This is a genomic window from Streptomyces sp. DT190, from assembly GCF_049846985.1.
In the GTDB taxonomy this organism is placed as follows: Bacteria; Actinomycetota; Actinomycetes; order Streptomycetales; family Streptomycetaceae; genus Streptomyces.
On sequence record NZ_JBNCNM010000008.1, the window covers coordinates 62,594 to 87,114 of the forward strand.

A 24,521-nucleotide genomic window follows, 5' to 3' on the forward strand; every position below is an offset into this window, starting at 1 on the left:
CAGCCGACTCTGTAAAAAATGTACAGGATGTACGTGACGTTATGATGGGGGCATGGCCTACGAGATTCCGGTGACGCAAGCAAGGGCTGAGCTCGCCGACCTGATCAACCGCGTGGTGTACGCCGGCGAACGCGTCGTCGTCACCCGCCACGGCAAGCCCCTCGTCGCCCTCGTCTCCGCCGATGACCTGCAGCGACTCGAGGCAGCCCAGGAGGCCGCGGAACCTGCCGAGGAGCAGGTGATCCGCGCGGTGTCCACCGTCCGTGAGGTCGCGTCCGCCCCTGGCGAACGGCAGCGCTTCGGCATCGCGGCGGAACACCGGGGGAAGGGCCCGGCCTGACAGGCGTCCTTGATGGGCCCGGGGCAGGTGCTCCGGCGGACCTGGGCAGGCGTCCTCAGCGGACCGAAGGGCGCCCTGGCGGCCTGTGTGGACGCCCTGGCGGCCGGCGGCAGTCGTCCTGACGGCCCGGACGTACGAAAGACCGTGCACCCCCGTCCGCTACAGCGGGGGCACACGGTCGTCCGTGCGCGCGGTCCTCTCCTCGCGCTGTCCTGCGCCGCGGCCGTCCGGCCGCGGGGTCCCGGCGGGGTTCCGGCTAGCCGACGGCCGTCATCTCCCGCGCGTCGGCCGCGGGCGCGCCGGTCCGCCTGCGCGCCGTCAGCGCGCCGCCGAACAGGACGGCCCCCAGGCCCAGCGCGGCCCACCAGGTCAGCGTCAGGGCGGGCCCGGTGGCCGCCGCTCCGTCGAAGTACGACACCGAGCGCAGCAGGGTCGCTCCCGCCCCGGGCGGCAGCCACTGGCCGATGACGCCGGCCGGCTCCGGCAGCATCTGCGGTGCCGACGCGGCGCCGGAGAAGGGGTTGCCGATCAGCATCACCACACCGGCGCCGATCCCGATGCCGGGGGCGCCGATCAGGGCGGCGAGTCCGGCGACGGCGCCGCTGACGGCCAGGGTCGACAGTCCGAGAACGGCGGCCTCCGTCCACCAGTCGCCCGTGAGCACCTCCAGCCAGCTGTGCGCGATCCCGGCCGCGATCACGCCGACCAGGGCGGAGGAGGCGACCAGCGCTCCCGCGGCCCGCACTCCGCGCAACCCCAGCAGTGTCACCACGGCGCCCGCCGCGATGCCGGCCAGCGCGAGGGGCAGCGCGGAGGCGTTCAGTGCCGCGCCCCGCGGATCGTTCTCCGGGGCGGGCACCACGTCGACCGTCCTGACCTGTGTGCCCTCGGCGGCCGCCTGCTGCTGCACGGCCTGCTGGAGCAGTTGCGCCACGGCCGGCCCCGCGGCCGAGGCCGTGAGCAGCTGGGGTCCCTGCGGCGTGACCACGATCGCGCCGTAGACCGTGCGGTCCTCGACGGCGTCCCGGGCCGCCGCCTCGTCGGCGTAGCGGTGGATCTCGAAGGCGCCCTCCTGCCGCTCCAGTTGCCGCTCCACCTGGGATGCCGCGGCGGTCGGTCCGGCGACGCCGAGCGGCAGGTCGCGCGGTGCGGTGCGGGCGGCCGGCCAGGCGAAGGCCCACAGGGCGAGGGCGGCGATGACGGGCACGAGGACGACGGCCATGATCAGCCGGCGGTCGATTGTGTGGGCCATGAGGGTCTCCTGCGAACGGCGAGCCGGTGTGTTCGGCCGGCGGCAGTAAAAAGAAGGATCGTTCGTTTTTGCGGTGACACCACCGTGCTCCGCCGGCCTCGTCTTGTCAAGAATGAATATTCGTTTTACTTTGAGGACCATGGCCCGCGTGTCCCAGGAACACCTCGACGCCCGCCGCCGCCAGATCCTCGACGGCGCCGCGGTCTGCTTCGCCCGCAACGGCTTCCACGCCACGTCCATGCAGGACGTGCTCAAGGAGGTCGGCCTGTCCGCCGGGGCGGTCTACCGCTATTTCAGCGGCAAGGAGGAACTGATCGGCGCGATCGTCGAGGAGGTGCTCGGCTCGGTCCGCGCGGCCTTCGAGGAGGCGGCCCGGCAGAGCCCGCCCCCGCCGCCGGACGAACTCGTCACGACCGTCCTCGGCACGGCCCTGGCCGCCCGCGAGTCCCTGCGCGTCGACGGCAAGCCCGCGTTCCCGCGCCTGGTCATCCAGGTCTGGCCGGAGACCCTGCGCAACGAGGCGCTGGCCGCCGTCCTGCGGGAGGGCTACGGCTCCGTCCGCGCGGCCTGGGCGACGATCGTCGAGGGCTACCAGCGGGCCGGGATGATGCGGCCCGACGTCGAGCCGGACCACGTGGCCCGCACGATGATCGCCGCCGTGCTCGGGTTCATCGCCCAGCAGTCCCTCTTCGGCCCCGCCCCGGTCGAGATCCTCCGGGACGGTCTGCGGGCCCTGATGAGCATGAGCGGCACCCTCGCCCCGGCCGAGGGGTCACAGCACGGTTAACGTGCCCGAAACGCGGTCCAACTAGCCTGCCGCTCCACGCCACCTGGCATTTTGCCCCGTGGCCGCGGCAACCGGACCCCGCACGGTCCGGAGCGAGGACTGTGAGGTGGGACGTGCAGCTGACCCCGCACGAGCAAGAGCGACTGCTGATCCACGTGGCGGCCGACGTGGCCGAGAAGCGCCGGGCCCGCGGGCTGCGGCTCAACCACCCCGAGGCGGTCGCGCTCATCACGTCGCACCTCCTCGAAGGCGCCCGCGACGGCCGCACCGTCGCCGAACTCATGGCCTCCGGGCGCACGCTGCTCACCCGGGACGACGTCATGGAGGGCGTCCCGGAGATGATCCACGACGTCCAGGTCGAGGCCACCTTCCCGGACGGCACCAAGCTCGTCACCGTCCACGAGCCGATCGTCTGAGAGGGCCCGATGATCCCCGGAGAGATCCTCTTCGCCGACGACCCGATTGTGTGCAACGAGGGCCGCGAGGTCACCCGCCTCACCGTCCTCAACGCCGCCGACCGACCCGTCCAGGTCGGCTCCCACTACCACTTCGCGGAGGCCAATCCCGGTCTGGAGTTCGACCGGGCCGCGGCGCGCGGCAAGCGGCTGAACGTCGCCGCCGGCACGGCCGTGCGCTTCGAACCCGGGATCCCCGTCGACGTCGAACTCGTCCCGCTCACCGGCGCCCGTGTCGTGCCCGGTCTGCGCGGAGAGACCGGAGGTGCCCTCGATGCCTGAGATCTCGCGTGCCGCGTACGCCGACCTGTTCGGTCCCACGACCGGCGACCGGATCCGGCTCGCCGACACCGATCTGCTGGTGGAGATCGAGGAGGACCGCTCCGGCGGTCCCGGACGCTCCGGCGACGAGGCCGTGTTCGGCGGCGGCAAGGTCATCCGCGAGTCCATGGGCCAGGCGCGTGCCACCCGCGCGGAGGGCACCCCCGACACCGTGATCACGGGAGCGGTGATCGTCGACCACTGGGGGATCGTCAAGGCCGACGTCGGCGTCCGCGACGGGCGGATCACCGGCATCGGCAAGGCGGGCAACCCCGACACCATGGACGGCGTCCACCCGGACCTGGTCATCGGCCCGGAGACCGAGGTCATCGCCGGCAACGGGCGGATCCTCACGGCCGGCGCGATCGACGCGCACGTCCACTTCATCTGCCCGCAGATCGCGGACGAGGCCCTGTCGTCCGGCATCACCACCCTGGTCGGCGGGGGCACGGGCCCGGCGGAGGGCTCCAAGGCGACCACCGTGACCCCCGGCCCCTGGCATCTGGCGCGGATGCTGGAGGCCATGGAGGCCTACCCGCTCAACATCGGCTTCCTCGGCAAGGGCAACACCGTCTCCCACGAGGCGATGCTGTCGCAGATCCGGGGCGGCGCGCTCGGCCTGAAGCTGCACGAGGACTGGGGCTCCACCCCGGCCGTCATCGACGCCTCGCTGACCGTCGCCGAGCGCACGGGCATCCAGGTCGCCATCCACACGGACACCCTCAACGAGGCCGGTTTCGTCGGCGACACGCTCGCCGCCATCGCCGGACGGGGCATCCACGCCTACCACACCGAGGGTGCGGGCGGCGGGCACGCGCCGGACATCATGACCGTCGTCTCCGAGCCCCACGTGCTGCCCAGCTCCACCAACCCGACCCGGCCCTTCACCGTCAACACCGCCGAGGAACACCTCGACATGCTGATGGTGTGCCACCACCTCAACGCGGCCGTGCCGGAGGACCTGGCGTTCGCCGAGTCCCGGATCCGGCCCTCCACCATCGGCGCGGAGGACGTGCTGCACGACCTCGGCGCGATCTCCATCATCTCCTCCGACTCCCAGGCGATGGGACGGGTCGGCGAGGTCGTCATGCGGACCTGGCAGACCGCCCACGTCATGAAGCGGCGGCGCGGCGCGCTCCCCGGTGACGGCCGGGCCGACAACCACCGGGTGCGCCGCTACGTGGCCAAGTACACGATCAACCCCGCGCTCGCCCAGGGCCTCGCCCGCGAGATCGGGTCGGTGGAGAGCGGCAAGCTGGCCGACCTGGTGCTGTGGGAACCCGCGTTCTTCGGCGTCAAGCCGCACCTGGTCATCAAGGGCGGGCAGATCGCCTGGGCGCAGATGGGCGACGCCAACGCCTCGATCCCGACCCCGCAGCCGATCCTGCCCCGCCCGATGTACGGCGCGATCGGCCGCGCGCCCGCCGCCAACTCCGTCAACTTCGTCGCGCCCCTGGCCGTCGAGGACGGGCTGCCGGAACGGCTCGGGCTCGGCAAGCGGTTCGTGGCCATCGAGTCGACCCGCCGGGTCACCAAGGCCGACATGCGCGAGAACGACGCGCGGCCCGAGGTACGGGTCGACCCCGACAGCTTCGCCGTGCACATCGACGGCGAGCTCGTCGAGGCGACGCCCGCGGCCGAGCTGCCCATGGCGCAGCGCTACTTCCTCTTCTGAGGAGGGGTCCCGATGTCACGTGCGGCACTGCTCGTCCTGGCCGACGGCCGGTTCCCCGCCGGAGGGCACGCGCACTCCGGCGGCGCCGAGGAGGCCGTCAAGGCCGGGCGGGTCAGCGGGGCGGCGAGCCTGGCGGACTTCTGCCGGGGGCGACTGCACACGGCCGGGCTGGTGTCGGCGTCCCTCGCGGCGGCCGCCGCCCTCGGCATCGATCCCGTCACGCTCGACGAGGCGGCCGACGCCCGTACGCCCTCGCCCGCGCTGCGCGGCGCGGCGCGCAAGCTGGGACGGCAGCTGATGCGGGCCGCGCGGGCGACCTGGCCGTCCGCCGAACTGGACGCCCTGGCGAGGCAGTTCCCCAAGGGGGCGCATCAGCCGGTGGTCCTCGGGCTGACGGCGCGGGCGGCGGGGCTGGGGCCGGTCGACGCGGCGTACTGCGCGGCCTACGAGAGCGTGAGCGGTCCGGCCACGGCGACGGTGCGGCTGCTGAGCCTGGACCCCTTCGACGCGACGGCGGTGCTGGCCCGGCTGGCGCCCGAGCTGGACCGGGCCGTGGACCGGGCGGTGGAGGCGGCCCGCCGGACCGTCGACGAAGGCGTCGACGCGCTGCCGGCCGGATCCGCGCCGCTGCTGGAGATCGGGGCGGAGGCCCACGCCGGGTGGGGCGTACGGCTGTTCGCCTCCTAGGTGTTCCGACTGCCGCGCACCCCGCCCTCGTACGAATCGGACAGAGTTCAGGAGCCGCACATGCACCTCGATCACGACCACGCCGGCCCCACCGCGGTGGGCGCCGACGCCCGCCGCCCCGACGGCGGCCGCCGTGCCCTGCGGATCGGGCTCGGCGGGCCCGTGGGGTCCGGGAAGACCGCCACCGTCGCCGCCCTGTGCCGGGCGCTGCGCGACGAGTTGTCGCTCGCCGTCGTCACCAACGACATCTACACGCGCGAGGACGCCGAGTTCTTGCTGCGGGAGGCCGTGCTGCCGCCCGAGCGGATCTCCGCCGTCGAGACGGGCGCCTGCCCGCACACCGCGATCCGGGACGACATCTCCGCGAACCTGGAGGCGGTGGAGGACCTGGAGGACGCGGTCGGACCACTGGACCTGGTGCTCGTGGAGTCCGGCGGCGACAACCTCACCGCGACCTTCTCCAAAGGGCTCGTCGACGCGCAGATCTTCGTCATCGACGTGGCCGGGGGCGACGACATCCCGCGCAAGGGCGGGCCCGGTGTGACCACCGCCGACCTGCTCGTCGTGAACAAGACCGACCTCGCCCCGCACGTCGGCTCCGACCTGGCGCGCATGGCGGCCGACGCCAAGGCGCAGCGCGGCGAACTGCCGGTGGTCTTCCAGTCGCTGCGCGGCGGGGCCGGCGTCGCCGACGTCGCCGCGTGGGTGCGGGGCCGGCTCGCCGCGTGGACGGCCGGGGCGTGAACGCGGCCGGGGTGCGCTCCCTGGCGCGGTTCGCCGCCCGGGACGACGGCCGGGGCGGGACCGCGCTGCCCGTGCTGGAGAGCGACGGCCCGCTGGCGCTGCGGCGCACCCGGGCCACCGGGACCGGGGCCCGGGTCATGCTGGTCGGCGCCATGAGCGGCCCCCTCGGCGGCGACCACTTCACGGTGCAGGGCCGGGTCGCGGAGGGCGCACGGCTGTCCGTCGGATCGGCCGCCGCCACCATCGCCCTGCCCGGCCAGACCAAGGGCGAGGCCCGCTACGACGTCCGGCTCGACGTCGCCGACCACGCCGAACTGCACTGGCTGCCGGAGCAGTTGATCTCCGTACAGGGCAGCGACCTGTACGTCACGACCCGGGTCGAGCTGGCCGCCACGGCCCGGCTCGTGCTGCGCGAGGAGCAGGTGCTGGGGCGGGCCGGTGAGCAACCCGGGCGCCTGACGAGCCGTCTGACCGTACGGGTGGCCGGGCGGCTCGTGCTCGACCAGGAACTGGCCTGCGGGCCCGGTGCACCGGGCGGCTGGGACGGTCCCGCCGTGCTGGCGGGGCACCGGGCGGTCGGTCAGCTGGTCGTGGTCCGGCCCGAGTTCGCAAGTGCGCCGGTGGCGGGCCGGACGCTGGGAGAGGGTGCCTCGCTCATGCCGCTGGCCGGACCCGCCGCGCTGGTCACGGCGGTCGCACCGGACGCCCTGCGCCTGCGGCGGCTGCTCGACGAGGCGCTGGCGTCCCTCGCCCCGCCGCCCGGACGTCCGTAGAGCAGAGCGTCTTCTCCGTTTATCGGATTGGCAAAGAAGGGCGCCCGCCCCTGTCGCCGGGCACCTCGCAGCCGCGAGGATCCCCGTACTGATCGCAACGATGTACGGGGAGGTCCCACTTGAGGGGTACGAGACCGAAGAGGCGGGTGGCGGCGCTCGGTTCGGCCGGCGCGCTCGTCACGGCCACGCTGATAGCCGGCGCCGTCGCGGCGCCCACGGCGAACGCGAGCGCGGGCAGCGGCCCCGGCCAGGACCGCGAGGCCCGGGGCACCGCGATCGCCGCCGCCCGGGCGGCCCAGGCCGGCATCGACTGGCAGGACTGCCCCGCCGACTGGAACCTGGCCAAGCCGATCCAGTGCGGGTACGTCACCGTGCCGCTCGACTACGCCAAGCCGTACGGCAAGCAGATCAAGCTCGCCGTCGACCGCATCGGCAACACCGGCACGAAGGCCGAGCGGCAGGGCGCGCTCGTCTACAACCCCGGTGGCCCCGGCGGCTCCGGACTGCGCTTCCCGGCCCGGGTCACCAGTAAGAACCCCATCTGGGCCAACGCGGCCAAGGCCTACGACTTCGTGGGCTTCGACCCGCGCGGCGTCGGCAGGTCCACGCCCATCTCCTGCGTCGACCCGCAGGAGTTCGTCAAGGCGCCCAAGGCCGACCCGGTGCCCGACTCCGAGGCCGACAAGCTCGCCCAGCGCAAGCTGGCCCGCGAGTACGCCGAGGGCTGCTACGAGCGCAGTGGCTGGATGCTGCCGCACATGACCACGCCGAACACCGCGCGCGACCTCGACGTCATCCGCGCCGCCCTCGGCGAGAAGAAACTCAACTTCCTCGGCGTCTCCTACGGCACCTACCTCGGCGCCGTCTACGGCACGCTGTTCCCGGGCCACGTGCGCCGCATGGTCGTCGACAGCGTCGTCAACCCGTCCCGCGAGAAGATCTGGTACCAGGCCAACCTGGACCAGGACGTCGCCTTCGAGGGCCGCTGGAAGGACTGGCAGGACTGGGTCGCGAAGAACGACGCGACCTACCACCTCGGCGACACCCGCGACGAGGTCCAGCAGCAGTGGCTCGAACTGCGGGCCACCGCGAAGAAGAACCCGATCGGCGGGGTCGTCGGCCCGGCCGAGCTGATCTCCTTCTTCCAGAGCGCCCCGTACTACGACTCCTCGTGGGCGCCGGTCGCCTCGGTCTTCAGCAAGTACGTCGCCGGAGACACCCAGGCGCTCGTCGACGCCGCCGCCCCCGACCTGTCGGACACGGTGGGCAACGCGTCCTCGGAGAACGGCAACGCTGTCTACACGGCCGTGGAGTGCGCCGACGCCAAGTGGCCCACCAGCTGGCGGACGTGGGACCGCGACAACACGCGGCTGCACCAGGACCACCCGTTCATGACGTGGGCCAACGCGTGGATGAACCTCCCGTGCGCCACCTGGCCGGTCAAGCAGCAGACGCCGCTGAACGTGAAGACCGGCAAGGGCCTGCCGCCGGTGCTGATCGTGCAGTCCGAGCGTGACGCGGCCACCCCGTACGAGGGTGCCGTCGAACTGCACCACCGGTTCAAGGGTTCGCGCCTGATCACCGAGAAGGACGCGGGCTCCCACGGTGTCACCGGCCTGACCAACCCGTGCGTCAACACCCGGGTGGACAGCTACCTGCTCACCGGCGAGCTGGACGGCGCGGACGTGACGTGCGCGCCGCACGCCACGCCGAAGCCGTAGCGGCGGCCGCCGAACGGCGGTGAGGGGCGGCCGGGCACCCGGCCGCCCCTCACTCACGCCCGGGGGCACGTCCCCTGCCGGCAGAGCTCAACGCCGGGGCATGCGCGGGAACCTGCGCTCCTTGGCTGCGGCCTCCTCGGCCTTCACCACGGCCGCGTACCGGTCGACGTACTCCTGCCCGGACAGGGAGAGGATCGCGTACATGATCTCGTCGGTGATGGCGCGCAGGACGGCCTTCTCGTTCTCCATGCCCTCGTAGCGGGAGAAGTCCAGGGGCTCGCCGAAGCGGATCATGACGGGGTGGATGTTGGGGATGACCTTGCCGGGCGGCTGGGCCTCGAACGTGCCGATCATCGCGCAGGGCACGACCGGGACACCGGCCTTCAGGGCCATCGCCGCGACACCGACCTTGCCCTTGTAGAGCCTGCCGTCGTGCGAGCGGGTGCCCTCGGGGTAGATGCCGAGCAGCTCGTCCCTGCTCAGCACGCCGAGCCCTTCGCGGATCGCCGCCTGCCCCGCGTCCTTGCCGGAGCGGTCCACCGGGATCTGCCCCGCGCTGCGGAAGAAGAAGGCCGTCAGACGGCCCTTGATGCCGGGACCCGTGAAGTACTCGGCCTTGGCGAGGAAGGTGATGCGCCGTTTGAGGATCGCGGGCATCAGGAAGTGGTCCGAGAACGACAGGTGATTGCCGGCGATGATCGCGGCGCCCTCCGCCGGCACGTGCTCCAGACCCTCTATTCGAGGCCGGAAGACCAGTCTCAGCAGGGGGCCCAGCAGCACGTATTTCAGCAGGTAGTAGAACAAAGCGGGCGCTCCTCGACTCTGGCGGTGGACTCAACCGCCGCGTTCCAGCAGGTCAACCGGCATGTCGTGGGGTGCCAGTGTAGGTGCAGCGGCGGTCACCGGGCACCTCGTGCGGCGGGACCGCGCCGATCCTTCACGGTTTGACTGACGGTCAGTCAGGAAGGCGTGTCCGGTGGTGCTCATGCGGCTGGGGAGCATCGCGGGACCAGCGTGCTGCTCGGCACAGGTGACCGGCAAGCCGCACGGGACGCTTGGCGGGTTTCCGGGGGTGCCTGTCCTGCCGCTGGTTCTTGCGGCTGTGCCGAGTAGTCTGCGCAGCATGCGGATCTCTGTTTCCTCGGACATGGACGAGCCCGTCGCCCGCTCCCTGGTGGCCGCGCTGCGCGACCGGGGGCACGAGGTGCGCCCGCACGGGGCGCTGCGCCCCGGGGACGACCCGCAGTGGGCGGTGTGCTCCGAGGCCGCGGCCCGCGAGGTCGCCGACGGCACGGCCGACCAGGCCGTGGTGTGCTGCTGGACCGGCACGGGCGCCTCGATCGCCGCCAACAAGGTGCCCGGCGTCCGGGCGGCCCTGTGCACGGACGCCTACACGGCCGACGGGGCCCGCCGCTGGAACGACGCCAACGTGCTCGCGCTCAGCCTGCGGCTGACGTCCGCGCCGCTGCTCGAGGAGATCCTCGACGCCTGGTTCGGGGGAGTGCCCAGCACGGACGCGGAGGACCGGCAGAACGTGGACCGGGTGCGCCTGCTCGACCACGGCAGGACCCGGATGTGAGGTCACAGCCGGACGACGATCAGTGCCGTGTCGTCCGTGGCGCCGCCGGGCGGCAGCAGTTCCGCCAGGACGGTGTCGGCCAGGGTCTCGGGGTCCTGGTCGCGGTGCCGGCGCAGGGCGTCGGCCAGCCGGTCCAGGCCCGCGTCGATGTCCTCGCGGCGCCGCTCGACCAGGCCGTCGGTGTACAGCACCAGCGTGGCGCCGGGAGCGAAAACCGTCTCGGCCTGCGGCCGGTGGATCGGATCGGGCCGGGCGTCGAGCGGCGTGTCCGTGGCCTGGTCCAGGAACTGCGTGCGGCCGTCGGGGTGGACCAGCACGGGCGGGGGGTGGCCCGCACTGCTGTAGGTGATCGTGCGCCGGTGGAAGTCGATGAAGGTCGTCACCGCCGTCGCCGACTCGGCTCCGTCGACCACGTGCGCGTAGCGCCCGAGCACGTCCAGCGCCTGGGCCGGACCCGCCGAGACCCGGGAGGCCGCGCTGAGCGCGCTGCGCAGCTGCCCCATGACACCGGCCGCGCCCAGCCCGTGCCCGACCACGTCCCCCACGGACACGCCGATCCGGTGGCCGTCGACCAGCTCGACCAGGTCGTACCAGTCGCCGCAGACGTTGAGCGCGCCCACGGCCGGACGGTAGCGGACGGCGGCCCGGTGATGAGGGCTCACCTGACGCCGGGCGGGCAGCATCGTCTCCTGCAGCGCCAGCGCCACCTCCCGCTCACGGGAGTGCGCCTGGCGCAGCCGCTCGTTGAGCTCCTGGAGTTCGCGGGCGCGGGTGTACAGCTCCGCCTCCAGCACCCGCGCCCGGCCGTTGCGGCTCCCGGAGCGGCCCCGGGACCGCATCAGCTCCGTGACCTCCTCGACGCGGTGCACGATCAGCGCCACCTTCCCGTCCGGGGCGAGCACCGGCGCGTTCACCGGGCTCCAGTAGCGCTCCTCCCATTCCCCGGGGCGGTCGGGGTCCTCCACGTCGTAGCGCTGCAGGGCCATGGCGTCGCGCTCGCCGGTGGCCAGGACGCGGTACAACGAGGCCTCCAGATTGCGCATGCCCGTCGCGGCCGGGTCGTGCGGGTTGTCCGGGAAGACCTCGAACAGGTAGCGACCGACCAGGTGTTCCCGGGAGCGCCCGGAGGCCCGGACGTACTCCTCGTTGGCGTCCAGGTACACCAGCTCGGGCGTCAGCAGCGCCACCATGCCGGGCAGGGACTGGTAGACCGCCGTGTAGTCGATCGCCGATTCCGTCATGGCCGCCGCCTCACCACCGCCGGGAATCACCCCAGTTTCGCACGGTATGGGCGTATATAGCCTGGCGGTCAGTCCGGGGCGCCCGTCAGCGGCTGCTCGGCCCAGATGATCTTGCCGTCGGGGATGAAGCGTGTGCCCCAGCGCTGGGTGAGCTGGGAGACCAGCAGCAGCCCGCGCCCGCCCTCGTCCGTCGTGCGGGGATGGCGCAGATGGGGTGCGGTGGCGCCGCTGTCGAAGACCTCGCACACCAGGGCGCGCTCCCGGATCAGCCGGAGCCGGATGGGCCCGGAGGTGTACCGGATGGCGTTGGTGACCAGCTCGCTCACCACGAGTTCCGTGGTGAACACCAGCTCCTCCAGCCCCCAGTGGGCCAGCTGCCGGGTGGCCGTGCGGCGGGCCTCGGCGACGACGGCCGGGTCCGAGGGCAGCTCCCAGGCCGCCACCTGCCCGGTGCCGAGACGTTTCGTCCGGGCCATCAGCAGCGCCACGTCGTCGTACGGGCGGGCCGGCACCAGGGCGTCGACCACGGTCCGGCAGTGCGCTTCCAGCGGGCCCGCCTGCTCCAGCGCCCGGCGCAGCCGCTCCCGGCCGGCGTCGACGGCCCAGGTCTCGCCGCGGGCCAGCAGCCCGTCCGTGTGCAGGGCCAGTGTGCTGCCCTCCGGCAGGGTCAGCTCGACCGCCTCGAAGGGCGGGCCGCCCACGCCGAGCGGCGGGCCCTGCGGAAGGTCGACGAAGGTGACCGACCCGTCGGGCCGCACGACGGCCGGTGCCGGCTGGCCCGCCGCGGCCATCGCGCACCCGCCGTCGACCGGGTCGTAGACGGCGTACAGGCACCCGGCACCCACGGAACGCCCGCCGTCGGCGCCCGCCGCGCCCGGTTCGGCCCCCTCCTCGCGCGCCGACCGGGCCACCAGGTCGTCCAGGTGCGCCAGCACCTCCTCGGGCGGCAGATCCAGCGCCGTCAGGGTCCGCACGGCGGTCCGCAGCTGCCCCATCGCCGCCGCGGCGTCGATGCCGTGCCCGGGCACCTCGCCCACCACCAGCGCCACCCGCGCCCCGGACAGCGGGATGAGGTCGTACCAGTCGCCGCCCAGGCCGGTCAGTTCGTCGGCCGGCCGGTAGCAGGCGGCCACCTCGACGGCGTCCTGCTCGGGCAGCCGGTGGGGGAGCAGACTGCGCTGCAGCACCAGCGCGGCGTCCCGCTCGCGGGTGTAGCGGTGGGCGTTGTCCAGGCAGACGGCCGCACGGGCCACGAGGTCCTCAGCCAGGCGCAGGTCCTCGGCGTCGAAGGGCTCGCGATGGGTGCGCCGGTAGAGGGTGGTCAGGCCCAGGGTGGTGCCCCGCGAGCGGATCGGCACGGTCAGCACGCTGTGCAGGCCCAGTTCCCGGAACGTGGCCCGCCGGCCGCCCGGGGCGTCGGTGGTCCAGTCCCGGGCCGACGGATCGAGCCGCTCCGCCCGCCAGGACCGGCCCGAGGTCAGACAGCGGACCGGGGGCGACCCGGCCGGATAGGTCGCCAGGTCCCCGACGGCGACGACCACGGCCGGCGGGTCCCGGTCCGCCGACCGGTGGGCCGCGCGGCGCAGCGACACCGGCTCCGCCGTGTCCGGCAGCGGCCCCGGCGTCAGCTCACCGCCGCCCAGCACCGTCTCCAGCAGGTCCACGGCGACGAAGTCGGCCAGTCCGGGCACCGCCACGTCCGCCAGCTCCTGCGCGGTGCGCTCCAGGTCAAGGCTCCGGCCGATGTTCTCGCCGGCCCGGTCGAGCAGCGCCAGCCGCTGCCGGGCGCGGTGCCGCTCGGTCATGTCCACGACGGTGTAGTAGACGCCTATCGGGTTGCCCCCCTCGTCCTCGAGTCGGGTGAAGGAGAGCATGTGCGCCGTCTCGCGCAGCGGCGCCGACCGCACGTGCCCCACGTGCTCGTACCCGACGACCGGCTGTCCCGTCTCCAGCACGTGCCGCATCTGCGCCTCGACCGCCTGGGAGTCCAGGCCCGGCTGGATGTCGGCGAAGCGCAGACCGAGCCGGCTCGGGGCCGGTCCGCCGCCGAACTGCTCCAGGGCCGCGTTGGACCACACGAAGCGCAGGTCCGTGTCCACGATCGCGATCCCGACCGGTGCGTCGGACACCATCCGCTCCAGCACCGCCCGGCTCATGTCCCAGCCGGACGCGCCGGCCAGCTCCGACAGCAGCACCAGCCAGCGGGAGCCGCCGTGCGCCTCCTGCGCCGGGGTGATCCGGGCCGCGACCCGCACCGGCCGCCCGTCCTTGCGGCGGGCCGTGAGCAGCCCGCGCCAGCCGCCGTCCCTACGGCACCGCTCGACCAGGTCCGGTACCCGCTGCGCGTCCTCGGCGACCAGCAGGTCGGCGAGCTTCCTGCCCACCGCCTCGGCGGCCGGGTACGCCAGCAGGCGCCGGGCGTCCTCGGTCCAGCCCGTCACCACGCCCTGCGGATCGAGCAGCAGGGGCGCCGCGTCGGCCACGTCGAACCGCTGCCGGGCAGTGCCGTACTCCTCGTCTGCGCCCACGGCCGACCTCTCTGTCGCTGAGAGTGGTCTACCACCTCTTGCCCCAATCTTCACCCTTCCGGTGAAAGGGGGCGGCTTGTGCAGGGCCGGTCGGGGAGTGGGGGCCGGGCGGCCGCCCGCCCGGTCCCCGGCCTCCGGCCCGGCTACCCGAGGACCTTCTCCAGGGCCCCGAGCGCCTCCCGGAGCTCCTCGCCGGTGATGGTCAGCGGCGGTGCCAGCCGGATCGTCGAGCCGTGGGTGTCCTTCACCAGGACCCCTTCGCGCATGAGGCGCTCGCTGATCTCGCGGCCGGTGCCGAGCGCGGGGTCGACGTCGACGCCCGCCCACAGGCCGCGCGAGCGGAAGCCGACCACGCCCCTGCCGACCAGAGCCGCCAGGCCCTCGCGCAGGATCACGCCCAGTTCGGCCGCCCGGCGCTGGAACTCGCCCGTCTCCAGCAGCTCCACCACGGCCGTGCCGACCGCGGCGGCCAGCGGGTTGCCGCCGAAGGTCGAGCCGTGCTCACCCGGGTGCAGCACGCCCAGCACGTCCCGCCGCCCGACCACGGCGGACACCGGCACGATGCCGCCGCCCAGCGCCTTGCCCAGCAGCAGCACGTCCGGCACCACCGACTCGTGCTCCACGGCCAGGGTGCTGCCCGTCCGGCCGAGCCCGGACTGGATCTCGTCCGCGACGAACAGGCAGCCCGTGCGGCGGGTCAGTTCGCGCACACCGGCCAGATAGCCGTCGTCGGGGATGATCACCCCGGCCTCGCCCTGGATCGACTCGATCAGCACCGCCGCCGTCGTCTCGTCGACCGCCGCCTCCAGCGCGGCCAGGTCGTTGTACGGCACGATCCGGAATCCCGGCGTGAACGGCCCGAAGCCCGCCCGCGCGGTCTCGTCCGTGGAGAAGCTCACGATCGTCGTCGTACGGCCGTGGAAGTTGTCGGCCGCCACCACGATCGTGGCCCGGTCCGCCGGGACGCCCTTGACGTCGTAGGCCCACTTGCGGGCCACCTTCACGCCGCTCTCCACCGCCTCCGCGCCGGTGTTCATGGGCAGCACCATGTCCTGCCCGGTCAGCGCGGCCAGCCGTTCGGCGAACTCGGCGAGCCGGTCGTTGTGGAAGGCGCGCGAGGTCAGGGTCAGCCGGTCCAGCTGGCGGTGGGCGGCCTCGACCAGCGCCGGGTGCCGGTGGCCGAAGTTGAGCGCCGAGTAGCCGGCCAGCATGTCGAGGTAGCGGCGGCCCTCCACGTCCTCCACCCAGGTGCCCTCGGCGCGGGCGACGACCACGGGCAGCGGGTGGTAGTTGTGCGCGAGGACCGGCTCCTCCGCGCGGATGAGCTCCTCGGAGCCGCGGCCGCCCCGCGGGCCGGGAGCGCCCTGCGGGCCACGGGTGGTGACGGGTGCGGTCATGAGCGGATCTCCCGGATCTCCTGGGTGCAGCACTTGATGCCGCCCCCGGCCTTGTGGAACTCGGACAGGTCGACGGGGACGGGGACGTAGCCGCGGTCGGCCAGCTGCCCGGCCAGGCCCGTCGCCCCGGGTGAGATGAAGACGTGGCGCCCGTCGGAGACGGAGTTGAGCCCGAACGCCATCGCGTCCTCGCGGGTGGCGAGCACCGCGTCCGGGTACAGCCGGGCCAGCACCTCACGGCTGCCCGGCGAGAACGCCTCGGGATAGTAGGCGATGTTGCCGTCGTGCTCCTCGTCGAGGACGAACAGCGCCGTGTCGAGGTGGTAGAAGTACGGATCCACCAGCGTCAGGCCGATCACCGGTACGCCGAAGTGCTCCTGCACCTCGCGGTGGGCCTCCCTCGTCGTGCGAAAGCCCGTGCCGGCGAGGATCCAGCGCCCGGCCGGCACCAGGTCGCCCTCGCCCTCGCAGACCGACTCGGGGTGGTACACCTCGTAGCCCTCCGTCTTGAACCACGCCTCGTAGGGCACGGACTCGGGACGGCGCTCGGGCGCGTGGAAGAGCGAGCCGAAGACGCGCCCGTCGACCACGACCGCCGCGTTCGCGGCGAAGACCATGTCGGGCAGGCCGGGAACGGGTTTCACATGGTCCACGGTATGGCCGTGGGCCCGATAGGTGTCGACCAGTGCCTGCCACTGGTCCAGTGCCCTGAGCACGTCGACGGGTTCGTCGGGGCGCATCCAGGGGTTGATCGCGTACTGCACGGCGAAATGTCTGGGTTCGCAGACCAGGTAGCGCCGCCGGCGCGGCACACGGGAGTCGGGCACGAAGGGGTCCCTCCGCTTCCTTACGGTGTGTGACTGGGGGTTGACACAACGGTAGGAACTGACAGCGGGGGACGACAAGGAACAAAGCTTGCGCGTCCACGCAGGAACGCTGCGTCTTGGGGCCGGTCAGCGCACGTCCGCTGCGCCGCCCGTCAGCTGTTCGGGCGCCGGATGGCTGGCTCCGGCCTCCGGACTCTCCGGCAGCAGGTGCGACAGCACCATCACGCTGATCGTCTTCCGGATGAACGGCTCCTGGCGGATCCGCTCCAGCACCTCCTCGAAGTGCTCCACGTCCCGCGCCCGCACGTGCAGCAGCGCGTCCGCACCGCCGGTCACCGTCATCGCCGCGGTGATCTCCGGGTAGTCGCGCACGACCTCGGCCAGCCGCCGCGGCGGTGCGGCGCCCTCGCAGTACACCTCGACGTACGCCTCCGTGCGCCAGCCCAGCGCCGACGGTTTGACGGTCGCCGTGAACCCGGTGATCACGCCCGTCTCCCGCAGCCGGTCCACCCGCCGCTTGACCGCGGTGGCCGACAGCCCGATCGCCGCGCCGATCTCCGCGAACGACGTCCGGGCGTTCGCCATCAACGCGGTGACGATCTTCCGGTCGAGTTCGTCGAACGCCGTGGACCTGCTGTTCATGCGGGCACTGTAGCCGCGGGCCCGCCCGCCCGCGCCCGGCACGGTACGGCCACCGCCTCCGCCGGGGACGTCCACCCCGGCACATGTCCAGACGTGCGGATCGCCCCTACACTCCACGTTCATGCTGCGCGCCCTGGCTGTCGACGACGAACGCCCCTCGCTCGAGGAACTGCTGTACCTGCTGCACGCCGACCCCCGCATCGGCAGTGCGGAGGGCGCCGGCGACGCGACCGAGGCGCTGCGCCGCATCAACCGCGCCCTGGAGTCCGGCCCGGGCGGGCCCGAGGCGATCGACGTCGTCTTCCTCGACATCCAGATGCCGGGGCTCGACGGCCTGGACCTGGCCCGGCTGCTGTCCGGCTTCGCCCGCCCGCCGCTCGTCGTCTTCGTCACCGCCCACGAGGACTTCGCCGTGCAGGCCTTCGACCTCAAGGCCGTCGACTACGTCCTCAAACCGGTCCGCAAGGAACGCCTCGCCGAGGCCGTCCGCCGGGCCGCCGAGCTGCGCGGCGCCGCCCCGCGCATCCCCGTGCACGAGCCCGACCCGGACCACATACCCGTCGAACTCGGCGGCGTGACCCGCTTCGTCGCCGTCGACGACATCACCCACGTCGAGGCCCAGGGCGACTACGCCCGCCTGCACACCGACAAGGGCAGCCACCTGGTCCGCATCCCGCTGTCCACCCTGGAGGAGCGCTGGCGCTCCCGCGGCTTCGTCCGCATCCACCGCCGCCACCTCGTCGCCCTGCGCCACATCGGCGAACTCCGACTCGACGCCGGTACCGTCAGCGTCCTGGTCGGCTCCGAGGAGCTCCAGGTCAGCCGGCGCCACACCCGCGAACTGCGCGACCTGCTCATGAGGAGGACGTGACGGTGCCCCAGGACCACACCGAACGCCGCGTCGTCGTCACCGGCCCGCCCCGGCAGATCCGCAGGACGTCGGGCTACTACCGGCCGCGCACCGAGATCGACGAGCAGACCACCCTCGGCCACACCTACGTCCGCTCCCTGATGCGCACCCAGCTGCGCGCCGCGCTCACCGTCTTCGCGGTCCTCGGCCTGCTCATCGGCCCGCTCCCGCTGCTCTTCGCCGCCATGCCCGACGCCCGCCGCCTGGAATGGGCCGTCCTCGGCTTCGGCCTCTACGCTCCACTGGTCCTGCTCGCCCGCTGGTACGTCCGCCGCGCCGAGCGCAACGAGCGCGACTTCGTCCGCCTCGTCGAGGACCGCTGACGCCACGCCCATGAACTCCAGCTACGCCGTCCCCGCCGTCGCCCTGGTCGTCGTCGCCACCGTCCTCGTCGGCGCCTTCGGCCTGCGCATCTCCCGCACCACCTCCGACTTCTACGTCGCGTCCCGCACCGTCGGCCCGCGCCTGAACGCCGCCGCCATCAGCGGCGAGTACCTCTCCGCCGCCTCCTTCCTCGGCATAGCGGGCCTCGTCCTGGTCCAGGGCCCCGACATGCTCTGGTACCCGGTCGGCTACACCGCCGGCTACCTGGTCCTGCTGCTCTTCGTCGCCGCCCCGCTGCGCCGCTCCGGCGCCTACACGCTGCCCGACTTCGCGGAGGCCCGCCTCGCCTCCCAGGCCGTTCGGCGACTCGCGGGCGCCTTCGTCGTCGGCGTCGGCTGGCTCTACCTGCTGCCCCAGCTGCAGGGCGCCGGACTCACCCTGACCGTGCTGACCGGGGCGCCCGACTGGCTGGGCGGTGTGATCGTCGCCGTCGTCGTCACCGCGACCGTGGCCGCCGGCGGCATGCGCAGCATCACCTTCGTGCAGGCCTTCCAGTACTGGCTGAAGCTCACCGCCCTGCTCGTGCCCGCCCTCTTCCTGGTGCTGGCCTGGCAGAGCGACGGCGCCCCGCGCCACGCCTTCGACGAACCGGCCACCTTCCGCGAGCAGCGGGTGGTCCGCGTCGACGGCGACGTCGACCTGAAGCTGGAGCGCCCCCTGTCCGTCACCGTCACCGGCACGGTCGACGGGCGCACCCACACCGGCACCCGCCTCGACCTGCCCGCCGGCACCCACCACATCGAAGGCGGCACCCGCCTGCTGTTCCCCGCCGGCGCCGCCGTCCCGGAGGCCGGGCGGGGCGGGGCCGGCGACCTGTCCCCGTCCCAGGCCGAGAGCCGCGCGGAACGCCCCCTGTACGCCACCTACGGGCTGATCCTCGCCACCTTCCTCGGCACCATGGGCCTGCCCCACGTCGTGGTCCGCTTCTACACCAGTCCGCACGGCGTCGCCGCCCGCCGCACCACCGTCGCGGTCCTCGGCCTGATCGGCGCCTTCTACCTGCTGCCCCCGGTCTACGGCGCCCTCGGCCGTCTCTACGCCCCCGAACTGACCCTCACCGGGGACCCGGACGCCGCCGTCCTGCTGCTGCCCGACCGGATGATCGGGGGAGTGGGCGGCGACCTGCTGGGCGCGTTGGTGGCGGGCGGCGCCTTCGCCGCGTTCCTGTCCACGGCCTCGGGCCTGACCATGGCGGTCGCGGGCGTCCTCACCCAGGACGTGCTGCCGTCCCGGGGCGTACGGCACTTCCGGCTCGGGACCGTCCTGGCGATGGCCGTGCCCCTGGTGGCGAGCATCCTGGTGGGCGGGCTGCCGGTCGCCGACGCCGTCGGCCTGGCCTTCGCCGTGTCGGCGTCCTCGTTCTGCCCGCTGCTCGTCCTGGGCATCTGGTGGCGGCGGCTGACCCCGCCCGGCGCCGCCGCCGGGATGCTGGTCGGCGGTGGCTCCGCCCTGCTCGCGGTCGCCGCGACCATGGCCGGCTACCCGGGCCGGGGCGCCGCCCTGCACGCCCTGCTGGCCTGGCCGGCCCTGTGGTCGGTGCCGCTGGGCTTCCTCACCATGATCCTGGTGTCCCTCGCCACCCCCGGCCGGGTCCCGCCGGGCACGGCCGCGGTCCTGGCCCGCTTCCACCTGCCCGAGGAACTGCGCACGGAGGTGAGCGCGTGAGCGACTTCCTGGCCGGTCTGTGCGTCGCCATGCTGCCGGTTCTGGCCCTCGGCGTCTGGCTGGGCCGGCGCACCGTCCGGGCCAAGAGCCTCGCCGGCCTCGGCACCCCCGTGGAGCACGCCACCTTCGAGACCCTGCACACCGCCTCCCTGGCCGCGCCCCCGCTGCGGGCCGGCCTGACCGAGGAGACCGCCCGCAAGTCCGCCCGCAAGCTGCGCTCGCTGCTGGGCACCGACGCCCTGTGCCTCACCGACCGCGAACAGGTCCTGGTCTGGGACGGCGACGGCGCCCACCACCGCTCCGAGATCATGGAACGCCTCGCGGGCCCCCTGGAGACCGGCCGCGGTGAGGCCTTCCGGCTCACCTGCGACAACCTGGACTGCTCGGTGCGCTGGGCGGTCGTCGCCCCGCTCACCGTCGACGACCGGGTGCACGGCGCCCTGGTCGCCTGCGCGCCCCGCGAGTCCGCCGTCCTGGTCCGGGCCGCCGGCGAGGTCGCCCGCTGGGTCTCCGTGCAACTGGAGCTGGCGGACCTCGACCGGTCGCGCACCCGCCTGATCGAGGCCGAGATCAAGGCGCTGCGGGCCCAGATCTCCCCGCACTTCATCTTCAACTCGCTCGCGGTGATCGCCAGCTTCGTGCGCACCGACCCCGAACGCGCCCGGGAGCTGCTCCTGGAGTTCGCCGACTTCACCCGCTACTCGTTCCGCCGGCACGGCGACTTCACCACCCTCGCCGACGAACTGCACGCCATCGACCACTACCTGGCCCTGGTGCGCGCACGCTTCGGCGACCGCCTCTCCGTGACCCTCCAGATAGCGCCGGAGGTGCTGCCCGTCGCGCTGCCCTTCCTGTGCCTGCAGCCGCTCGTCGAGAACGCCGTCAAGCACGGGCTGGAGGGCAAGGCCGTGACCTCGGGCAAGTGCCACATCCAGATCACCGCCCAGGACGCCGGCGCCGAGGCCCTGGTCGTCATCGAGGACGACGGCGCGGGCATGGACCCCGAACTGCTGCGCCGCATCCTCGCCCGCGAGGCCAGCCCTTCGGGCGGCATCGGCCTGTCCAACGTCGACGACCGGCTCCGCCAGGTCTACGGCGACGACCACGGCCTCGTCATCGAGACCGCCACCGGCGCCGGCATGAAGATCACCGTCCGCCTCCCGAAGTACCAGCCGGGCGTGCACTCCGCGGGCCGGCTGACCCGGGAGTGAGCCGTCAGGTGCTGCGCGTGGTGACCACCATCCCCAGGGTGATCAGGCCCAGGACGACCCAGCCGAACCACAGCCAGCCGTTGCTGCCGAGCGCCACCGTGTAGGCCGTCACCACGACGAGGCCCCCCATGGTGAGCGCCCCCATGGTCTTCGTCCCGTTGTCACCGCTGGAACCGTGCGTGGAACCGGGCATCGCGACACCCTCCTCGTGGTCCGGTCCCTCCATGGTGCCTGGCGGAGCCCCGGCGCGCACGGGCCCTGCGCGAGCCGGTTCTCAGCGCCCCTGCGTGTTCAGCGAGGCCAGATAGGCGTTGTACGCCTCCAGCTCCTTGTCGCCGTCCCGCTCGGCGGCCCGGTCCGTGCGCCTGGCCTGCCGCTGCTCCGAGGCGTACCACTGGAACAGCAGCGCGATCAGCACCAGCACCGACGGGATCTCGCTGAACGCCCAGGCGATGCCGCCCGCCGCGTTCTGGTCGGACAGCGCCTCGATGCCGAGGGAGGCGGGCGGGTTCTCGAACGTCGTCACCATCGGCTGGGACGCCATCATCAGCGCGATCCCGAAGAACGCGTGGAACGGCATGCCCGCGAACAGCTCCAGCATCCGCATCAGGTACCCCGGCCGGTGCGGCCCCGGGTCCACCCCCATGATCGGCCAGAAGAACACCAGGCCGACCGCGAGGAAGTGCACCATCATCGCGATGTGCCCGGCCTTGGAGCCCATCAGCGTGTCGAACAGCGGCGTGAAGTACAGCCCGTACAGGCTCGCGATGAACAGCGGGATGGTGAACGCCGGGTGCGTGACGATCCGCATGTACCGGCTGTGCAGGAACATCAGCAGCAGCTCGCGCGGCCCCTTGCGGCCCCGGCCCGCCGTCGGCAGCGCCCGCAGCGCCAGCGTGATCGGCGCGCCGAGCAGGATGAGGATCGGCGAGACCATGCTGATCACCATGTGCTGCACCATGTGCACGCTGAACATGACCATGCCGTAGTCGTTCAGCCGGGTGCACATCATGAGCATGATGCTCAGCACGCCCAGCGCGTAGGCGACGGTCCGGCCGACCGGCCACTTGTCCCCGCGCCGCACCAGCCGCACGACCCCCCAGCCGTACAGCGCCAGCCCCGCCAGACAGGCGACGAGGAAGAACGGGTCCGCCGACCATCCGAGGCCGCGTCCCAGCGTGAACGGCGGCAGATCCATGGTCATGCCGTGCCCGCTGTGATCCATTCCGCCGGCTCCTGTTTCGTGGGGGTGTGCAGCAACTTGTCCGCCCACAAGAGTAGAACCGCCCCCGGCCACACATGTGACCGGGGGCAAGGTTCCAGGGGCGCGGGGAACTGCGCGACGAGCCACGAGCGGCCCGCACCCGCCGACCACGGCACCCTCAGAGAACGGTCTCCGCCTCGTCGTACCGGTCCTCCGGCACGGTCTTCAGCGTCTCCACGGCCTCGGCCAGCGGCACCATGACGATGTCGGTCCCGCGCAGCGCGGTCATCTGCCCGAACTCACCCCGGTGCACGGCCTCCACCGCGTGCCATCCGAAGCGCGTCGCGAGGACGCGGTCGTACGCGGTGGGCGTCCCGCCGCGCTGCACGTGCCCGAGGATGACGGGCCGGGCTTCCTTGCCCAGCCGGTCCTCCAGCTCCACGGACAGCTGGCGCGCGATCCCCGCGAACCGCTCGTGCCCGTAGATGTCCTTGCCGCCCTCGTCGAACTCCATGGTCCCGGCGCGGGGCTTGGCACCCTCCGCCGCGACGACGATGGCGAAGCGCTTGCCGGCCTCGAACCGCGCGCCGACCCGCCGGGTCAGCTCCTCTATGTCGAAGGGCCGCTCCGGCACGACGATGGCGTGCGCGCCGGCCGCCATGCCGGAGTGCAGCGCGATCCAGCCGGTGTGCCGTCCCATGACCTCGACCACGAGGACCCGCTGGTGGGACTCGGCCGTGGTCTTCAGACGGTCCAGCGCCTCGGTCGCCACGCCGACGGCCGTGTCGAAGCCGAAGGTGACGTCCGTGACCGCGATGTCGTTGTCGATGGTCTTCGGCACACCCACCACGGGCAGGCCGCTGTCCGACATCAGCCGCGCGGCCTTGAGCGTGCCCTCGCCGCCGATGGGGATGATCGCGTCGAGGCCGAGCTCCTCGACATGGCCCCGGGCCCGCTCCACACCGTCCCGCAGATGGGAGGGCTGGACCCGGGAGGAGCCGAGGATCGTGCCGCCGCGGGCGAGGATGCCGCCCACCGCGTCGAGGTCGAGCTTGAGGTAGTCGCACTCCAGGAGGCCCTTCCAGCCGTCCCGGAAGCCGATGACCTCGTCGCCGTGGTCGACGACGGCGCGGTGCACGACGGACCGGATGACGGCGTTCAGGCCGGGGCAGTCGCCGCCGGACGTGAGGACACCAATGCGCATAGCCCGAGAAACCTTATCGACGTGGGCCGGGACCGGACCGCGTTGTCCGGCTGGAATCCCCGCCACCCTAGCGGCTCGGAGGGGGCGGACCGAAGCACGCGTCCGCCTGCTGGACGACCCCGCTCACCTGTGCGGATGGGCCGTCATACGGGCTGTTGACCAGCAGGTTGACGCGTGCTTGCCGCGATGTGTCCGGCAGCGCCCGCGCGGGCCGCCGCGCGACGGTTCCTAGGCGGGCTGCTGCGCGGCCGCGATGCGCTCGTTGCGCAGCGCCTCGTACCAGCGGTCGTCGGTCGGCGGCAGCGCGTTGACGTCGAGGGCCAGCTTCAGCAGCAGGTCCGCGATCAGCGGGTTGCGGGCGAGCACCGGACCGTGCATGTACGTGCCGAACACCGTGTCGTTGTAGGCGCCCTCGGTCCCGTCGCCCGTGCCGTTGCCGTTGCCGAAGCGCACCCGGGCGAGCGGGCGGGCGGTGGGGCCGAGGTGGGTGACGCCCTGGTGGTTCTCGAAGCCGGTCAGCGGGGGCAGGCCGAGGCGCTGGTCGACGTCGCCGAGCACGTCGCCCACGCAGCGCGCGCCCTCGCCGCGCACCGACACCACGTCCAGCAGCCCGAGGCCGGGCTCGCGCTGGCCGAGGTCGTTGATGAACTCGTGGCCGAGGATCTGGTAGCCGGCGCACACCGAGAACACGATGGCGCCGTTCTCCACGGCCCGGGTCAGGCCGCCGTCCCGGCGCAGCCGCTCGGCCGCGAGCCGCTGCGGCCGGTCCTCGCCGCCGCCGATCAGGTAGATGTCCCCGGAGGTCGGGATCGGCTGGTCGCTGCGCACGTCCAGCCGGGCCACGTCCAGGCCGCGCTGCCGGGCGCGGCGCTCCACGACGAGGACGTTGCCCTGGTCGCCGTAGGTGCTGAGCAGGTCGGGATAGATCCAGACGATGCGCAGTTGGTTGTCGCTCACAAAAGTCCCCTGACGTC

Annotated in this window: 25 protein-coding genes; 14 read left to right on the forward strand and 11 right to left on the reverse strand. The window is 73.1% G+C overall.

Annotation, left to right across the window (positions count from 1 at the left end; translation table 11 throughout):
- The first annotated feature begins 52 nt into the window (after nucleotides 1-52).
- The gene (locus ACPXCS_RS16390; RefSeq protein WP_425950305.1) at nucleotides 53-340 is read left to right on the forward strand and encodes a type II toxin-antitoxin system Phd/YefM family antitoxin; all 288 of its coding nucleotides are present in this window, start codon (nucleotides 53-55) and stop codon (nucleotides 338-340) included.
- Between the two features lie 256 nt (nucleotides 341-596).
- On the opposite strand, the gene ACPXCS_RS16395 is transcribed toward ACPXCS_RS16390, so the two are convergent.
- The gene (locus ACPXCS_RS16395; RefSeq protein ID WP_425950306.1) at nucleotides 597-1,592 is read right to left on the reverse strand and encodes an ABC transporter permease; all 996 of its coding nucleotides are present in this window, start codon (nucleotides 1,590-1,592) and stop codon (nucleotides 597-599) included.
- 139 nt (nucleotides 1,593-1,731) lie between these two features.
- Here ACPXCS_RS16395 and ACPXCS_RS16400 point away from each other — a divergent pair, with 139 nt between their 5' ends.
- The 8 genes from ACPXCS_RS16400 (at nucleotide 1,732) to ACPXCS_RS16435 (ending at nucleotide 8,755) form a co-directional block, all read left to right on the forward strand.
- The gene (locus ACPXCS_RS16400; RefSeq protein ID WP_425950308.1) at nucleotides 1,732-2,379 is read left to right on the forward strand and encodes a TetR/AcrR family transcriptional regulator; all 648 of its coding nucleotides are present in this window, start codon (nucleotides 1,732-1,734) and stop codon (nucleotides 2,377-2,379) included.
- 113 nt (nucleotides 2,380-2,492) lie between these two features.
- Nucleotides 2,493-2,795: an urease subunit gamma gene (locus ACPXCS_RS16405; RefSeq protein ID WP_399031540.1), complete on the forward strand. Its 303-nt coding sequence runs from the start codon at nucleotides 2,493-2,495 to the stop codon at nucleotides 2,793-2,795.
- Between the two features lie 9 nt (nucleotides 2,796-2,804).
- Nucleotides 2,805-3,116 (forward strand): urease subunit beta, encoded by a 312-nt coding sequence (locus tag ACPXCS_RS16410; RefSeq protein WP_425950310.1) that lies wholly within the window; start codon nucleotides 2,805-2,807, stop codon nucleotides 3,114-3,116.
- Nucleotides 3,109-4,830 (forward strand): urease subunit alpha, encoded by a 1,722-nt coding sequence (locus tag ACPXCS_RS16415; RefSeq protein WP_425950312.1) that lies wholly within the window; start codon nucleotides 3,109-3,111, stop codon nucleotides 4,828-4,830. The genes ACPXCS_RS16410 and ACPXCS_RS16415 overlap by 8 nt, the downstream gene beginning before the upstream one ends.
- A gap of 12 nt (nucleotides 4,831-4,842) precedes the next feature.
- Nucleotides 4,843-5,517, forward strand: a complete 675-nt coding sequence (locus tag ACPXCS_RS16420; protein ID WP_425950313.1) for an urease accessory protein UreF — start codon at nucleotides 4,843-4,845, stop codon at nucleotides 5,515-5,517.
- A gap of 60 nt (nucleotides 5,518-5,577) precedes the next feature.
- Nucleotides 5,578-6,261 carry an urease accessory protein UreG gene (ureG, locus tag ACPXCS_RS16425; RefSeq protein ID WP_425950315.1) on the forward strand — a complete coding sequence of 228 codons (684 nt, stop codon included), beginning with the start codon at nucleotides 5,578-5,580 and terminating at the stop codon, nucleotides 6,259-6,261.
- The gene (locus ACPXCS_RS16430) at nucleotides 6,258-7,034 is read left to right on the forward strand and encodes an urease accessory protein UreD (RefSeq protein ID WP_425950317.1); all 777 of its coding nucleotides are present in this window, start codon (nucleotides 6,258-6,260) and stop codon (nucleotides 7,032-7,034) included. The genes ureG and ACPXCS_RS16430 overlap by 4 nt, the downstream gene beginning before the upstream one ends.
- A gap of 119 nt (nucleotides 7,035-7,153) precedes the next feature.
- Nucleotides 7,154-8,755 carry an alpha/beta hydrolase gene (locus tag ACPXCS_RS16435; protein ID WP_425950319.1) on the forward strand — a complete coding sequence of 534 codons (1,602 nt, stop codon included), beginning with the start codon at nucleotides 7,154-7,156 and terminating at the stop codon, nucleotides 8,753-8,755.
- Between the two features lie 87 nt (nucleotides 8,756-8,842).
- Here ACPXCS_RS16435 and ACPXCS_RS16440 read toward each other — a convergent pair whose 3' ends face one another.
- Nucleotides 8,843-9,559, reverse strand: coding sequence for a lysophospholipid acyltransferase family protein (locus tag ACPXCS_RS16440; protein WP_425950321.1), 717 nt, complete (start codon nucleotides 9,557-9,559; stop codon nucleotides 8,843-8,845).
- 319 nt (nucleotides 9,560-9,878) lie between these two features.
- Here ACPXCS_RS16440 and ACPXCS_RS16445 point away from each other — a divergent pair, with 319 nt between their 5' ends.
- A complete protein-coding gene (locus tag ACPXCS_RS16445) occupies nucleotides 9,879-10,334 on the forward strand; it encodes an RpiB/LacA/LacB family sugar-phosphate isomerase (protein ID WP_425950323.1) in 456 nt (151 codons plus the stop codon).
- Nucleotides 10,335-10,336: 2 nt separating this feature from the next.
- Here the strand turns inward: ACPXCS_RS16445 and ACPXCS_RS16450 are convergent, their stop codons facing one another.
- The 5 genes from ACPXCS_RS16450 to ACPXCS_RS16470 all read right to left on the reverse strand — a co-directional run bounded on the left by ACPXCS_RS16450 (nucleotide 10,337) and on the right by ACPXCS_RS16470 (nucleotide 16,969).
- Complete coding sequence (locus ACPXCS_RS16450) at nucleotides 10,337-11,575, reverse strand: PP2C family protein-serine/threonine phosphatase (protein WP_425950325.1); 1,239 nt, start codon at nucleotides 11,573-11,575, stop codon at nucleotides 10,337-10,339.
- A gap of 68 nt (nucleotides 11,576-11,643) precedes the next feature.
- Nucleotides 11,644-14,103, reverse strand: coding sequence for a SpoIIE family protein phosphatase (locus ACPXCS_RS16455; protein WP_425950327.1), 2,460 nt, complete (start codon nucleotides 14,101-14,103; stop codon nucleotides 11,644-11,646).
- Nucleotides 14,104-14,246: 143 nt separating this feature from the next.
- Complete coding sequence (rocD, locus tag ACPXCS_RS16460; RefSeq protein WP_425950329.1) at nucleotides 14,247-15,500, reverse strand: ornithine--oxo-acid transaminase; 1,254 nt, start codon at nucleotides 15,498-15,500, stop codon at nucleotides 14,247-14,249.
- Nucleotides 15,497-16,327, reverse strand: a complete 831-nt coding sequence (ddaH, locus tag ACPXCS_RS16465; protein ID WP_425950331.1) for a dimethylargininase — start codon at nucleotides 16,325-16,327, stop codon at nucleotides 15,497-15,499. Before ddaH ends, rocD begins: the two co-directional genes overlap by 4 nt.
- 126 nt (nucleotides 16,328-16,453) lie before the next feature.
- A complete protein-coding gene (locus ACPXCS_RS16470; protein ID WP_425950332.1) occupies nucleotides 16,454-16,969 on the reverse strand; it encodes an Lrp/AsnC family transcriptional regulator in 516 nt (171 codons plus the stop codon).
- Between the two features lie 121 nt (nucleotides 16,970-17,090).
- Between ACPXCS_RS16470 and ACPXCS_RS16475 the strand changes: the two genes are divergently transcribed.
- The 4 genes from ACPXCS_RS16475 to ACPXCS_RS16490 are packed head-to-tail and all read left to right on the forward strand — an operon-like array spanning nucleotide 17,091 to nucleotide 21,139.
- Nucleotides 17,091-17,840, forward strand: coding sequence for a LytR/AlgR family response regulator transcription factor (locus tag ACPXCS_RS16475; protein ID WP_425950333.1), 750 nt, complete (start codon nucleotides 17,091-17,093; stop codon nucleotides 17,838-17,840).
- Between the two features lie 2 nt (nucleotides 17,841-17,842).
- A complete protein-coding gene (locus tag ACPXCS_RS16480; protein ID WP_425950475.1) occupies nucleotides 17,843-18,202 on the forward strand; it encodes a hypothetical protein in 360 nt (119 codons plus the stop codon).
- Between the two features lie 10 nt (nucleotides 18,203-18,212).
- Complete coding sequence (locus ACPXCS_RS16485; RefSeq protein WP_425950335.1) at nucleotides 18,213-19,928, forward strand: cation acetate symporter; 1,716 nt, start codon at nucleotides 18,213-18,215, stop codon at nucleotides 19,926-19,928.
- Nucleotides 19,925-21,139 (forward strand): sensor histidine kinase, encoded by a 1,215-nt coding sequence (locus tag ACPXCS_RS16490; protein WP_425950336.1) that lies wholly within the window; start codon nucleotides 19,925-19,927, stop codon nucleotides 21,137-21,139. Before ACPXCS_RS16485 ends, ACPXCS_RS16490 begins: the two co-directional genes overlap by 4 nt.
- A 4-nt stretch (nucleotides 21,140-21,143) precedes the next feature.
- Here ACPXCS_RS16490 and ACPXCS_RS16495 read toward each other — a convergent pair whose 3' ends face one another.
- The 4 genes from ACPXCS_RS16495 to ACPXCS_RS16510 all read right to left on the reverse strand — a co-directional run bounded on the left by ACPXCS_RS16495 (nucleotide 21,144) and on the right by ACPXCS_RS16510 (nucleotide 24,504).
- Nucleotides 21,144-21,332 carry a hypothetical protein gene (locus ACPXCS_RS16495; RefSeq protein WP_383332761.1) on the reverse strand — a complete coding sequence of 63 codons (189 nt, stop codon included), beginning with the start codon at nucleotides 21,330-21,332 and terminating at the stop codon, nucleotides 21,144-21,146.
- A gap of 81 nt (nucleotides 21,333-21,413) precedes the next feature.
- Complete coding sequence (locus ACPXCS_RS16500) at nucleotides 21,414-22,364, reverse strand: cytochrome c oxidase assembly protein (RefSeq protein ID WP_425950338.1); 951 nt, start codon at nucleotides 22,362-22,364, stop codon at nucleotides 21,414-21,416.
- Nucleotides 22,365-22,521: 157 nt separating this feature from the next.
- Nucleotides 22,522-23,547 (reverse strand): 6-phosphofructokinase, encoded by a 1,026-nt coding sequence (locus ACPXCS_RS16505; RefSeq protein WP_425950340.1) that lies wholly within the window; start codon nucleotides 23,545-23,547, stop codon nucleotides 22,522-22,524.
- Between the two features lie 228 nt (nucleotides 23,548-23,775).
- A complete protein-coding gene (locus ACPXCS_RS16510; RefSeq protein ID WP_094054291.1) occupies nucleotides 23,776-24,504 on the reverse strand; it encodes a type 1 glutamine amidotransferase in 729 nt (242 codons plus the stop codon).
- Nucleotides 24,505-24,521: the final 17 nt, after the last annotated feature.